10 protein-coding genes are annotated in these 14953 nt (G+C 39.5%); 5 read left to right on the forward strand and 5 right to left on the reverse strand.

Annotation, left to right across the window (positions count from 1 at the left end; genetic code table 11):
- The first annotated feature begins 212 nt into the window (after positions 1 to 212).
- On the forward strand, positions 213 to 914 hold the full coding sequence (locus tag H4J61_RS13105) for a VC0807 family protein (protein ID WP_182134977.1): 702 nt from the start codon (positions 213 to 215) through the stop codon (positions 912 to 914).
- 264 nt (positions 915 to 1178) lie between these two features.
- Here H4J61_RS13105 and H4J61_RS13110 read toward each other — a convergent pair whose 3' ends face one another.
- From H4J61_RS13110 to H4J61_RS13130, 5 genes are all read right to left on the reverse strand, one after another.
- Complete coding sequence (locus tag H4J61_RS13110; protein WP_182134975.1) at positions 1179 to 1451, reverse strand: DUF1145 domain-containing protein; 273 nt, start codon at positions 1449 to 1451, stop codon at positions 1179 to 1181.
- A 15-nt stretch (positions 1452 to 1466) separates the two neighbouring features.
- Positions 1467 to 3092: a GMC family oxidoreductase gene (locus H4J61_RS13115; protein ID WP_182185358.1), complete on the reverse strand. Its 1626-nt coding sequence runs from the start codon at positions 3090 to 3092 to the stop codon at positions 1467 to 1469.
- Positions 3093 to 3165: 73 nt separating this feature from the next.
- Complete coding sequence (locus tag H4J61_RS13120; RefSeq protein ID WP_182185359.1) at positions 3166 to 5130, reverse strand: alkyl/aryl-sulfatase; 1965 nt, start codon at positions 5128 to 5130, stop codon at positions 3166 to 3168.
- Positions 5131 to 5229: 99 nt separating this feature from the next.
- Positions 5230 to 6591 carry a DUF1329 domain-containing protein gene (locus H4J61_RS13125; RefSeq protein WP_182185360.1) on the reverse strand — a complete coding sequence of 454 codons (1362 nt, stop codon included), beginning with the start codon at positions 6589 to 6591 and terminating at the stop codon, positions 5230 to 5232.
- Between the two features lie 30 nt (positions 6592 to 6621).
- Complete coding sequence (locus tag H4J61_RS13130; protein WP_182185361.1) at positions 6622 to 8463, reverse strand: DUF1302 domain-containing protein; 1842 nt, start codon at positions 8461 to 8463, stop codon at positions 6622 to 6624.
- Positions 8464 to 8601: 138 nt separating this feature from the next.
- Here H4J61_RS13130 and H4J61_RS13135 point away from each other — a divergent pair, with 138 nt between their 5' ends.
- From H4J61_RS13135 to H4J61_RS13150, 4 genes are all read left to right on the forward strand, one after another.
- Positions 8602 to 9696, forward strand: coding sequence for an AraC family transcriptional regulator (locus H4J61_RS13135; RefSeq protein WP_220461266.1), 1095 nt, complete (start codon positions 8602 to 8604; stop codon positions 9694 to 9696).
- Between the two features lie 263 nt (positions 9697 to 9959).
- Positions 9960 to 11093 (forward strand): YCF48-related protein, encoded by a 1134-nt coding sequence (locus H4J61_RS13140; protein WP_182185362.1) that lies wholly within the window; start codon positions 9960 to 9962, stop codon positions 11091 to 11093.
- Positions 11094 to 11103: 10 nt separating this feature from the next.
- A complete protein-coding gene (locus H4J61_RS13145) occupies positions 11104 to 13452 on the forward strand; it encodes an RND family transporter (RefSeq protein WP_182185363.1) in 2349 nt (782 codons plus the stop codon).
- On the forward strand, positions 13452 to 14867 hold the full coding sequence (locus H4J61_RS13150; RefSeq protein ID WP_182185364.1) for a coniferyl aldehyde dehydrogenase: 1416 nt from the start codon (positions 13452 to 13454) through the stop codon (positions 14865 to 14867). Before H4J61_RS13145 ends, H4J61_RS13150 begins: the two co-directional genes overlap by 1 nt.
- The last annotated feature ends 86 nt before the right edge of the window (positions 14868 to 14953 follow it).

The following is a 14953-nucleotide window of genomic DNA, read 5'->3' on the forward strand; positions in this document are numbered from 1 at the left end:
CAGGAAAAATGGCCAAATATAAGGCATTTATTTTAATAACTAGTTGTTCTAATTATTAAATAAATAACGCAGTAGTGGGTTATTTTAACCAGTAAAAATGATCAGATAATTAGTGAGATTGGTATCGCATGACATTTTAGCTATTTTTAGCTAAAATGCCGGTAGACTTAAATAAACTGGCTATGGTCAGTTGCACCTTAAAATGAAATATAATGTCAACTCAAACACCCGCTAAACGTCCTAATACCTTTTTAGAGATTATTTTTAATATTGCTATTCCGTCGGTTATTTTAATGAAATTATCGGGGGATGAATATTTAGGCACTGTATATGCCTTAATATTGGCGTTATTATTTCCACTCGGTTATGGCTTGTATGATTTTATTAAAAACAAGTCAATGAACTTCATTGCCTTGCTTGGCTTTATAAGCACCTTATTAACCGGGGGTATTGGTTTATTTGAGTTAGATGTGCAATGGCTAGCCATTAAAGAAGCCGCCATTCCCTCGGCCATTGGTTTAGTGGTATTAATTTCTGGTTTTTGGGGCAAACCCTTAATTGCCAAAATATTATTAAATCCGTTGGTGTTTAATTTAGAGTTAATCTATCAAACCCTCGAAAATAAAAATAAAACGGATGAGTTTAAAGCCAAAATTCAGCGGGCAAATCACTTTTTATCCACCACCTTTGTTTTTTCTGCCGCCATGAATTACTTATTAGCAAAATGGATAGTCGTTAGCCCTGCAGGTACGACGGAGTTTAACGAGCAATTGGGTGAGATGACTCTATTAAGTTATCCAGTGATTGCGATACCTTCGATGATCATGCTAATTGCGATTATGTTTTATGTTGTCAGAAGTACCATGAAGTTAACGGATTTAAAGTTGGATAACATATTGAACAGTGAAAAATAACGCTATTTAGTTTACCTTTACCCCTGTAACACTTAGTTACTATCAGTTTTAAGGGTATGCTTAGCTAGGTATAAAAAATCCTTACCAGAAGAGCTTACATTAGTTGTGTAAGCTCTTTTTTTATCTGGCTATTATGCTCTTTGTAGACTTAAGCATAGATTTAACTCGCGTTAAAATCCCATAAAAAAACCACAGCCAGTTGCCTGGATGTGGTTTTTATTTACCCTAACATATTGTTAAATAAATATTTTCATCTTAATCAACTTACTTTTTAGACCGCTTTAAAATCGGCAGCCAATAACCAAAGCCCCAAAGCATCGTTTGCAGAAAGTTCATGGCTAAACCACTTTGTTTTTTAAACTTAGCTTTCATCGAAAAAAACTCAATAAAGTGTACTAAAAGCGCCACACCCGCTAATGTAAAAGCATAAAGTTGATAGTCTGCTGGTAGTGGTGATAGCGATAATAAACCTAATATTGCCAAAACCCATAAACCGGTCAGTAAAGCTTTAAGACTATATATAACGACATTTAACATCTGCATATTCCTCAATTAATTTGCCAAGATCATCGCTGACACTTTTTCGGCAATCGCCATTGTTGGCGCGTTTGTGTTACCACTGATCAGCGTTGGCATAATTGAAGCGTCAACTACTCGCAGGTTTTTAATGCCATGAACTTTTAACTGATGATCAACCACCGCCATATCATCATGGCCCATTTTGCAGGTACCAACAGGGTGATACACTATGCCTAGGCGCTCTTTTACCTTAGCAAAAATTTGTTCATCGGTTTCAAAATCCTTGCCTGGATGCACTTCATTATCATAATGTTCGGCTAATGCCGGCGCGGTTAATATTTTACGCAACTGTCGCATACCATCAATCATCACCGCTTTGTCTTTGCCTGCTTGATCAGAAAAGAAGTTAAAATCAATCTCTGGTGCGTCTTGATAATTAGCAGATTTTAGCGATACCGTGCCAGTGCTTTCTGGCCGTAAAACACAAATATGACATGAAAAACCATGCTGTGATAAAAGTTTCAGGTCGCGACCATTATCGTCATATAACAATGGCAACATATGTAATTGAATATCTGGCCTTTGCACCTGCTCACTTGATTTAAGAAAGCCACCTGCCTCTAAAATACTATTGGCCAGCTTACCTTTTTTACCCATGATATATTTCACCGTATCGGGTAGCATTTTCAGTAACCCGCTGACTGACACAGTAAAGCCATCTGTTTTTTTACTTTTGACTAAGATACAAGCATCAACATGTTCTTGTAAGTTTTTACCCACACCTTTAAGTTCATGAACACAATCAATACCCTGCTCGTTAAGTTCATTTTTATCACCAATGCCTGAGAGCATTAATAACTGCGGTGAAGCGATAGTTCCACCACTTAAGATCACTTCTTTTTTAGCCGTTATACTGCTACTTTTACCTTTAACAACCACATCAACGCCATAGGCTTGTTGGTCTTTTATCAGTACCTTACTGACTTGTGCATCGGTTAATACAGTCAAATTTTCTCTAGCAAGTACCGGCAATAAATAGGCATGCGCCGCCGAGCAACGCTTACCATCTTTTATGGTGCACTGGTAATAGCCAACGCCTTCTTGATCACTGCCATTAAAATCATCGGTAAATTTAAAGCCCGCTTGTTTGCCCGCCTCAATATAACGTTTACTGATTTCATAAAAAACCGGCCGGTCAGTGACCTGTAAAGGCCCACTATCGCCGTGCAATTCACTTGACCCGCGCTGGTTAGTTTCTGATTTTTTAAAGTAAGGTAAAATATCGTCAAATGCCCAACCTTCATTGCCTAAGGCCGCCCAGTGGTCATAGTCTTGTTTTTGACCACGAAGATACAACATGGCATTGGTAGCAGAACTACCGCCTAAACCTCTACCACGGGGCACAAACAGGGCAGCACCGTGACGAATATCACTTTTAGGCTTAGCATTAAAACTCCAATTGAACTTTTTCAAAAACATAAAGGCTGAAAAAGCGCCTGGGGTATTAACTAACATACTCTTGTTGTCACCACCGGCTTCTAATAAACAAACCGTAAATTTACCATTCTCGGTTAATCGATTGGCTAAAACACAACCTGCTGAGCCGCCACCAACGATAATATAATCAAACTCGTTGGCTGATTTTCTTTGAGTGTTCATCACAAAAACCTCACTTGTTCAAATTGGCTTAATTCATTTTTTATTTTTATATTTATATTTATATTTATATATATTATGGCGTCACAATATTGAACCAGAATGGAAATTCATCCATCATCATCAATAGTTGACCAAAGACTTTGCCATTACCATCGAGCTGCATTTTTCCAGATTTGACCAATTGCCCAAAAGACTGTTGTTTTAACAGTAAAAGGTTTAAATCTTTTCGGTCGATAGTGACCGTTAAGTCTGCGGCTTTGTCTTGAATATTTTCAATGTTATTTAAATGGGCATTACTTAACTCGACTAGGAATTTTTCATTACGGTCGGGGAAAACAAAATTAATTTTAAACTGATGTGCCAAGGCTTTATCAGTATTTAACCGCACACCCAGAAAATCAAAAATCAATTCACTACTCATGGCTTTGATGATATCTGGGCCAGCTTTAGTGGCTTTAGCCTGGGTAGGTATGCCGTGGCGCAATTCAAAAGCGGCCGCTAGATAACTATTACGCCAGCCGGCATTCTCAGCTTGGTAACCCAATTGTTCTAAGGTGTCTGCTTGCAGGTTTTTTGCTTGCTGATTTTCTGGCTGAGCAAAAACTAAGTGATTGAGTAACTCAGCTACCCAGCGATATTCGCCTTGATCAAAAGCTTTTTGTGCCTGAGTTAGTACCTTTTCTGCGCCGCCCATCAAGTCAATATATTTAACCGATGATTGCGCCGGACTCAGCTTATTAAGCGTTGCTGGGTTAGCGTCATAAAAACCTAAGTATTTATTGATAATACCTCTAACATTATGAGAATAAGAGCCATGGTAACCACGGTTATACCACTGGTGCGCTAACACGTCAGGTACCGCTAATTGGTTGTGTATTTCATTAATGGTGACGCCTTTGTTGGCAAGATTTAGCGTTTTATCATGTAGATAACCATACATATCACGCTGTTTTTCTAACACTTCTATAATGTATTCTTTGCCCCATCTTGGCCAAGAGTGCGAAGCAAACATGATGTCGCTATCCTGAGCAAAACGATAGATAACTTTATTTATAAACTTACTCCACGCTTGTGAGTCGCGTACTTCAGCGCCACGTAGGGTATAAATATTGTGCAGTGTGCCAGTAACATTTTCAGCCAACCAAAGGGTTTTAAATTGGGGGAAATAGGTGTTCATTTCAGCGGGTGATTCTGTCCCTGGGGTGTTTTGCATGACCATTTCAATACCATCAACAATAATGGTTTCTTCATCGGCCAAAATTTCTCTCGTCGGTGCAATCAAATCGATGTAGCCGGTAGATAAGCCTTTACCAATAGCGGCGTCAACTTGGCCTTTAGGACCTTTTGCCAGCGCGTTACCATATTGGTAGGTGGCACGACGCGTCATCGCATTGCCGGCTAAGACATTTTCTTTAATCGCGTGTGCCATAAAACCACGCGGGGCAATAATTTCTACGGCACCAGAATCAACTTGGGCTTGGCTAACCACGCCTTTTATACCACCAAAATGGTCAGCATGAGCGTGACTATACACTACGGCTTTTACCGGGAATTGACCTAGTTCTTCGGTCACAAGGGCTAATGCAGCTCTAGAGGTCGCCGCCGTTAATAGGGGATCAAAAATAATCCAGCCACTATCACCTTTAATAAAAGTAATATTGGCTAAATCGTAGCCTCTGACCTGATAAATGCGTTCGGTTACTTGATACAAGCCATAAGCCATATTTAACTTAGCTTGACGGAGTAAACTGGGGTTAACCGTGTCTATATTAGGGTTATTAAGTAAAAATTGATAATTACCGAGTTCCCAAACCACATTACCTGAGGTGTCTTTAATAATGAGTTTTTCAGGCCGTTTGATCAGGCCTTTTTCCGCCAAAGAGAAATCAAGTTTATCGCTAAAAGGTAAGTTTTTCAGTAATTGCGCTTGATGAGCAAGGGTATATTTACTGGCGGGTTTTAGCTCGGTATTAGCATGAGCAGCACCCATGGTGACGAATAAAGCACAATATAAAAATAAAAAAGTACGTTTGCACATATCATTTCTCTTAAATAAGCGATAAAAAAAGCTGATTAATGCGGTTGAAAATACATTCAACCCTATTAATCAGCTCGGTTTTACTTCACTTTACTTTAATTAACGACCTAAACGTCTAAGCGCTGAAGTTGAAAAGTCTTGTCTACTGACTTTTTCGCCCCAAATCATAAAGGTCGGCTCTTCATTACTTAAACCAGTCACCAAGTAGCGACCAGAATTTAAGTCGTGTAAGGTTTCAGCAACCATCCAAGGGGTATCAACATCATAGAATTGGATGTTGTGGGCTTCTGATAATTTCCACAATTCACCACGACCGTCATATTGATCGATAACAGAGGCGCCCCAAGTATCTTCATCAATAAAGAAAGTACGTTTAGCATAAATATGTCTAGCGCCTTCTTTTAATGTTGCCTCAACTTGCCAAACACGGTGTAACTCATATCTTAAATGCTCAGCATTTAGATGACCTTCTTGTATTAAGTCTTCATATTTTACTGTGGTATCGAGTAAGTTATATGAGTTATATGGGATATAAAGCTCTTTTTTACCGACTAACTTCCAGTCATAACGATCAGGAGCACCATTGTACATATCATAGTTGTCAGTCGCTCTTAAACCATCAGTACCTGCGCCTGGGCCGTCATAAGCCACATTAGGTGCACGACGAACACGACGTTGGCCTGCATTGTAGACCCAAGCTTTACGTGCTTCTTTCACTTGATCTATAGTTTCATGAACTAATAGCGCAGTACCTGTTAAGCGTGATGGCGCAGTAATTTCCTGAAGATAATAGAACAATATATTGGCATCTTCTTCAGCATCACGGCCGCCTTTTAAAAACTCAGGCCAAACTAATTGGTCATTCATTTTTACGGGTACAAATGAACCATTGGCTTGTACAGGAATCGTGGTCAAAAAACGTTTAGCCGTACCACCACGATAACGCGTGATGTGATTCCAAATAACTTCTGAGCCATTTTGCGCGATTGGAAAAGGGATCGTGGTATCAAAATTAGCGATACCATTACCCGATTGCACCAATTCAGCTGTGGTCGCATTTTTCTTCACAACATCATAAAGATCATTTGAGTAAGCGGCTGTTCTTCTGGTTTGATAAATAGGCATTGTATAGTCTGCATATTTCTCAAACATAGCAATTTGACCAGCACTTAAATTAGCTTTGTAATCACCAAAATTAGCGTTAGTAATTGAAAACAAAACCTTATCTTCTGAAAAAATGTTTGCGGGGCGCCCTGAGTCTGCACTTGCTGTCGTATTTTTACTGGTTAGCCCACCTGTCCATGCCGGAATAGTACCCGAGGCATTAGCCGCCATTTCAGCACCTAATGGCGTTAGCGTTTTGCCTAATTGCTCAGCTTGCTCTGCAGTCACTTTGGCGAAGGTATAACTACTAACGAGTGATAGCATTAGTAAACTTGCTGTTGTAATATTTTTTTTCATCATAATTCTCTTATGTTTTTTGCAATATAACTAATATGAAATGCCAAATGACAGCGAAACTAAATCTTTATCTTCTAAATTGCTGTGACTACCACCTGAGTAGTTGTTGTAGCCTAGCGTCATAGAGTATTTTTGTTGATATGAAGCTTGCACAGAAACCCCTAGATTTTTGCGACCTTCATGAAATTGCTGACCTGGATCTGGCGAATAGCCACTCACATCATGGCCCCAAAAAATACTTGGCTCTAATGATATGCCTGCATAGACATCGCTATAAGTAAAAATAGCTTTCATGCGATAGCCCCAAGCATTATCGCTGACAAAACCATCGGCACGACAATCACCTGATAAAGCACCTGCGGCAACCAAATTGGTACAGTTAAAACCACCACCGGCATCAAAGTCACCTAAACCAAAGACAGAATTACGACCATAATGTTGGTCAGAGTCTTCAACACCATCAGTTAAAATAACACCGACTTCACCAATAACGGTTATGCGAGAAGCTCCTAACCTGTTTTCAAAGAATTTAATCGCGGTGACTTGTAATTGGGTCACATCAAATTCATCCCAACCTTGAACTTCTTGGCCATAGCCAACAGCGGTAACTCTTGGGCTGAAACGTAATACCGGTGATTCAGACAAAGCACCATTTAATATTTCCGGACCACTAATTTGAATAGGCGTATCTGGCTTGTAAGAAACCTCACCTGATAAAGCCACACCGGCAACATTGGTGGCAAAACTAGCACCAAAGTATTTTAAGTCTTCAGGAAATTCAATATTATAACCAGGATTTAGTGCCGCTAAAGCGCCGCCTGTTGGGTCGACCATCTTAGGAACAAAAACCGGTGTAGGGCTTCCTGTTGCTAAAGGAACACTGGTACGAACAGCATTAATTAGTGGCACACGAGAGTGAATATTCATGTAGTACAAACCAAACTCAGTATCATTGAGTTCTTCAGCATAATAACGTGCCGCTATACCGTATTGACCACCGTCATCTGGTTCAACATCTGCTTGTCTTTCAGCAGCAAAACCTCCGGCTAAACCGGCTTGATCGCCAAAAGGTCCTACCGAAACAAAGTTACAACCAGAGGCGGCAAAATCTGCTCCTGAGAAATAAGTACCACAACCATCAATTTGAGTTTTTTCCCACTCATATTGATAAAAAGCTTCAATACTTAATTCACTGGTTAAACCTAAGTTAGCGTAGAGCATGCCAACCGGTAAAATACCTTCTTTTAATGTCGCGCCTGGGCGACGTAACGCGGCGACATCAAATGGGTTAGATGAGTTCATACCGCCTTGAATAAAGGTGCTTTCACCCCAGCTCACCACTTGGCGGCCTAAACGTACGTCCAGAGGAGAGGTACCTATATCGAATGCGCCATAAACATAAGCATCAAGTAATGTTACACCTGAGAATTTAGTATTATCTTCAAAGCCATCATCACTTAATGGGGTATTTGGCGTGTAGCCATTGTTAGAATTACCATGAAGCACATCACTATCCTTAAGCGCATAGTCGTACCAATATTTAACACGAACAAAAGCACCAAAATTACCTTTACTCAACTGCAGATCATGCACACCTTTTATTATTTTCGAATAGGCATCATGCTTGGCATAGTTTAAGTTGCCATCATCTGTAGTTGATGTAAAACCTGTTCCACCATTGGTTTTACCAATAAAACGAGGGTCAGCATCACCCAGTCTCAAACTTGCGCCAATATCTAATTGTGAGTTGATTTGCAGTAGAATGTCATTGTCTTCACCAAAGTTAAAGTCTACGGCCTGCGCTGAGGATGTACCCAGTGCCATAGCAACAACCAGAGCTAATGGTTTGATTTTACAGTTATTAGTTAGCATTTTATTCGCCTGTTATTATAGTTGTAATAGGTCAGTTGTAATAGATAATGTAATGTTTTTTTATTGTAATTGTAATAGGTAATGTAATATTTCTTCCGCATTAACATTACGCCAATGTTTTAATTAATATTTCGCTAAATGCGCCAACCTATTGTCATTTCGTGCAATAGTCGTAAAATAGAAAAAAATCAAAATATAGGTAATGTAGTGCAAGATTATTATTCAACATTAACTGGCTGGATGATCCCTATTTCAAGGGCTATGCAAGCAAATAGCATTGACGCTGCAAAAGCGCTAAAAGAATGTGATATCTCTCTCGATGTCATGCAGGATCAAGAGTCTAGTATTGCTGCCGAAAAGTTTGCCCATTTACTTGAATATTGTAATAAAAAATTAGACCGTCATGATTTTTCTGTACTAGTAGCAGAGCAATTTCACCCCGGTATGTTTCATGCATTAGGTTATGCCATGATGTCTTCAAATACCTTGTATGATGCACTGGAGCGTATTGCTCATTACAAACGTGTGGTGTCAAACACTTGCCAATTAGTTAATCATGAACGCAATGAACACTTAGTCTTTGAAATGAACATTTTTACCTATGAATCAACTAACAGACCCGTACTATCACAAGAAATTGTCGAAACTTTTCTAGCGACCATTATCCGCTTTTCCCGCGAGCTTGTTACCTTAGACTTTGCGCCGGTAAAAGTTTGTTTTGCTTACCCTACTCCCCGATATGATGTGTCTTATTTAAACAATTTTTTTAACTGTGAAGTAGAGTTTGATAGCAACCAAACCGCGATCATCTTTGATCTAAAGCAAACGAAAGAAAAATTACTTTGTGGTAATCCCTTAATCACTCATAGCCATGAAAAAATGCTTGACGAATTTATGGCTAGAGTTGATAAAAATGATTTAACCCATATCATCAAAAACAAAATTTTTGAACTATTACCACTTGGCGCACCATCACAAACTGAAATAGCTGAATTTCTTGGGATGAGTTTGCGTAATTTGCAACGCAAATTAAATGACCAAGGGACAAGTTATAAAGAAATATTAGAAAGCACGCGCAAAAAATTAGCGATGAATTACATTACTCAAAAACATTTAAGCTTAAGTGAAATTGGCTATTTAGTGGGTTTTTCCAGTGTCGGTAATTTTAATCGCGCTTTTAAGCGCTGGACCAATCAAACCCCTGGTGATTATCGACAAGGTCGTAAAACATAGAAAATTAGCGCTCAATTTCTCTAAAACTGCATACATCTGTAGTTTGGCTGGCGTGTGTATAAGGGCTATCATCGGTTTAACGCTTTGAAGATAATAAATTTAAATTGATGCTAGCGATATCACATAGTCCAAATTCAGCGGCAAAAATCCCATCAAAAATTAACTGTGTTGCAAAGATAATCATTTGGCACGTTTAACACCTCTAAATTAAATTGTTATCATCAATACTAGTCAGTAGATTTATATAACTTATTAGGACTTTTATGCGCCCATCTTATATTGCTCTTAGCGTGATAAACTTATTTTTTCTCGCACAGCTTAATTTAGCTGAAGCGAAAACTAGCTTAGATTTACTTGAGTTACCCGCTAAGCAAAGCGCTTTAGCCAGTAAAAGTGTACTGATGGCAATGACGCCTAATAATAACGCTATTCTAGCGGTAGGTGAACGTGGCCATATTATTAACTGGAAAAGTCAGTCAGATTGGCAGCAACAACAGTCCCCGGTGAGTGTATCTATAACCAGCATTACGGTATTGTCTAACGGCAGAAAAATAGCCGTGGGGCATGATGGTGTCATTCTAAAAAGTGCCCCTGAAAGTAACACTTGGCGTAAAGTATTTACTGGCGCTGAGCTGACTAAGCTTAAAATAGCCCAGGTAAAAGCACAACATAAAGCCCTGCAGTTAGTGATAACGAATACTCAAGATGAAAACGAACTTGATGAGCTAACCTACCAACTTGAAGACTTAGCCTTTGCCATTGAAGATAACCAATTAGAATTAATCTCTGGCCCCAACAAACCGCTTTTATCTGTCACAAGTACCGCTAACGACACCCTATTTGCTACTGGTGCTTACGGCTCATTTTTGACCAGCAAGGACCAAGGAGAAACTTGGTCCTTAATCAGTAAGCGCCTTGATAACCCTGATAGCTTTCATCTGAACTCTGTAATTACCACCCCTGATGACCAGTTATATATTGTTGGCGAAAATGGCATGGGCTTTCACTCTGACAACCAAGGTGAAACTTGGTCGTCAATGGCTTTACCCTACTCTGGCAGCCTATTTGGCATTATCGCCAATCCGACAAACTCTGCTCAACTGGTGGCTTTTGGCTTACAAGGTAATCTGATGGTATCGCTTGACGGTGGCGCGCATTGGCAACATAAAAAGCTACCCACTAGCGCTAGCTTACTCGGCGGCACCTTCTCTAAACAAGGTAAAGCTTACTTAGTGGGACACGGGGGCTTAATTGTCGATTTACTCCCTGAAGACCTCAGCACATTGGCGATTAATAAACACCCTTCAGGTGCAGCACTTTCAAGTGTTTTAGTGCAAGAAAATTCATTAGTTCTCGCCGGACAATTCGGTATTTTAACCTGGTTACTTAAGCAGTAAGGGCAAACTTATGTCAGAGAATAAACCCGTTCATTCGGCTAGCAAGTTAGAGCAACTTATAGAGAAATTCGTCTTTGGTCATCGCGCGATAGTGATGACCATCATTGCCGTTTGTATCGCTTTACTGACCATTCAAGCGGTTAACGTTAAGCCCGAAGCTAGCTTTACTAAAATGATCCCCGGTGATCATCCTTTTGTAAATAATTTTTTAACCTATCGAAAAGAACTGGCTGATTTAGGTAATGTGGTTCGCATTGTGGTAGAAAATAATCAAGGTGATATTTTCAATGCTGATTTTCAACAAACCTTAAAGCAAGTTACTGACGAAGTTTTCTATATTCCGGGCGTAAGTCGTGACGGTCTTAAATCATTGTGGACCCCTAATGTTCGCTGGCAAGAAGTCACTGAAGAAGGTTTTGTTGGTGGCGCCGTAATCCCCGATGGTTATGACGGTTCGGCTGAAATGATAGAACGCGTTAAAGCGAATATCTTTAAATCAGGACAAATAGGCGTGTTAGTGGCTAATAATTTCCAATCAGCCATTATTTTAGCGCCCTTGCAAGACATTAACCCTGAAACAGGTTTGCCGCTTGATTACCGAGAACTGTCAAAGATTTTAGAAGAAAAGATACGTGACAAATACAGTAGCGACAATATCACTATTCGTATTGTTGGCTTTGCAAAAGTGGTCGGTGATTTAATCGATGGCGCTTTACAGGTTGTCGCCTTTTTCGTTTTAGCCGTGCTTATTACCTTTGTATTATTATGGTTTTATTCGCGCTGTATACGCAGCACAGTGTCGGTATTAGTTTTCTCTATTTTTGCCGTATGTTGTCAACTGGGTATTCTGAATTTACTCGGTTTTGGTATTAACCCTTATTCAATGTTAGTGCCCTTTTTAGTTTTTGCTATTGGTGTTAGCCACGGCGTACAAATTATCAATTCAATTATTCACCATAGCGTCACTGGCGCTAATAAAATTGATGCGGCCAAACTTGCTTTTCGCTCACTCTATATTGCGGGTATTACCGCTTTAGTCAGTGATGCTATCGGTTTTACCACCTTAATGGTGATTGATATTGAAGTGATCCGAGAACTCGCCATAGCCGCCAGTATTGGTGTCGCGATTATTATTGTCACCAACTTAGTTGCACTGCCTATTTTAATGAGTTACATCGGTGTTTCTCCTGCTGGTTTAAAATACGCCCAAAAATCAGCTCATAAAACCGGTATTGTTGAGCGTTTGTTTAAAAACTTTGCTAAACCGCCGCTAGCAAAAGTAGCGATAGCTGTTGGTATTATTCTTTTTGCTTTAGGGCTTTATTTCTCACAAGCTATGCAAATTGGTGATTTAGACGCCGGAGCACCCGAGCTAAGACCTGATTCCCGCTACAACTTAGACAATGCTTATATTGTTGAAAATTACAGTACCAGTACCGACCTATTTGTCATTATGGTTAAAACTGAAGTTGAGCAATGTGCTCAATATCAAAACCTAGTGTGGGTCGATCAATTTCAATGGCATTTACGCAATGTGCCTGGTGTACAAGCGGTAAAATCTGTTGCCGATGTGTCAAAATTTGGTCTGTTTGGTATGAACGAAGGCTCATTAAAATGGTATGGCTTAAATCGCAACCAGTTAATGACCAACGCTTCCTTGTCTAAAACACCACAAGGTTTAATGAACAAAGATTGCTCTATGGTGCCCGTATTGGTCTTCCTTAATGATCATAAAGCACAAACCCTAGACAATGTGGTTAAAGCGGTAGAAGTATTTAAAGCTGAAAAGCAAGTTGATGGTGTCGAATTTCTGATGGCTGCCGGTAATGCCGGTATAGAGTCTGCCACTAATATGGTGATTGAAGATGCACAAACTGAAATGCTAGTTTGGGTATATGCCATTGTTATTATTATTTGTTTAATCACCTTTAGAAGTGGTCGCATCGTGGTTTGTATTATCACGCCATTAATCTTAACCAGTATCATGAGCCAAGGCTTAATGGGCGTTTTAGGTATTGGCGTAAAAGTTGCCACCTTACCTGTCATTGCCTTAGGTGTGGGTATTGGTGTTGATTACGGTATTTATATTTTCAGTAAAGTTAAAGAGGCACTCGGCCAAGGTAAATCCTTATACATGACTTATCGCTACGCTTTAAACCAAACAGGTAAAGCCGTTGCTTTTACCGGTATAACCTTAGCGATTGGTGTAGCTACTTGGGTATTTTCACCGATAAAATTCCAAGCCGACATGGGTATATTACTAACTTTCATGTTTATTTTTAACATGTTAGGAGCACTAACACTGATTCCAGCTCTTGCATGGTTACTGAAGATAGGCTCTAACAAGGATAAGAAATAATGACCGAAATAATCACACAAACAGCCTTAAATGAGACTTTTTTACAACAAAAAGCATTTTTTGCTCAGCATACTTATCCTAGCTATCAAGAGCGCATTAGAGACTTAATCAAGTTAAAGGCGCTTATTGTTGATAACCAAGACGCTTTTATTGCCACCATGAGCGAAGATTTTGGCCATCGTAGTGCTGATGACTCAAGAATAGGTGATATTCTCACCACCGTCATGGGTATTAACTATGCAATAAAAAAATTAAAAAACTGGATGAAGCCTGAAAAAAGACATATCGGGATTTTATTTCAACCGGCAAAAGGTCAGGTTATTTATCAACCTAAAGGTGTTATCGGTATTATCGCGCCGTGGAATTATCCGGTATTTCTGACCTTAGGGCCGTTAACAACAGCATTAGCCGCAGGTAATACTGCGATGATAAAAATGAGTGAATACACAACTAACACCAACAGCTTATTAGCCAAGTTAGTGGCTAAGGTGTTCCCGAGTAATCAAGTGGCGATAGTGTGTGGTGAAGCTGACATGGCGGCGGCATTTTCAGCGTTAAGTTTCGATCACTTATTTTTCACTGGCTCTACTGGTGTCGGTAAATTAGTGATGAAAGCTGCCGCTGAAAATCTAGTCCCTGTGACCTTAGAATTAGGCGGTAAATCACCGACCATTATTGATGAAGATATTGATATAAAAACGGCAGTCAGTCGATTAATTTTAGGTAAAACGCTTAATTCTGGCCAAACCTGTGTGGCGCCAGATTATATTTTTTGCCCACAAAGTAAAGTATCAGAGTTAACTCAAGCTTTTCAAAGCGCTTATCAAAGTATGTACCCTAATACGCTAGAAAATGACGACTGCACTTGTATCATAAATGATGGACAAAAAGCCCGAATTGATGGTTTATTAACTGATGCTAAAGCCCAAGGGGCGACCATAATACCCTTGAGCCCAACCAGCAGTGATAGCGCGTCGAGAAAAATGCCTTTAACACTGCTCACCGATGTTAATGATGATATGAGCGTGATGCAGCAAGAAATTTTTGGCCCTTTGTTACCTATTATTGGCTATAACAATATTGACGAAGCCATTACTTATATTAATAGTAAACCGCGCCCACTGGCCTTGTACATTTGCAGTTTTAACAAGGCCTTTCAACAACAGGTATTATTAAATACTCATGCCGGTGGTGTCTGTATTAATGATGCCGCTTTTCATGTTGCTATTGATGATTTACCTTTTGGTGGTATCGGTGCCTCTGGCATGGGGCAATATCATGGTAGTGAAGGTTTTAAAACTTTCTCGCACGGTAAATCGGTACTTTCACGAGGAAAAATAAGCCTAGGGACATTATTATTTCCCCCGTTCGGTAATAAAATTCATCAAATTTTGTTTAAATTATTTATTCGTTAATTAACCTCATGAGTCAATAATTTACTCATGACACTTTTATTAAGTTTTTGATCTTTTGTTCGCAAAGAAAATAAATCAGCCCGATG

The organism is Colwellia sp. MB3u-4 (assembly GCF_014077065.1).
GTDB lineage: Bacteria > Pseudomonadota > Gammaproteobacteria > Enterobacterales > Alteromonadaceae > Cognaticolwellia.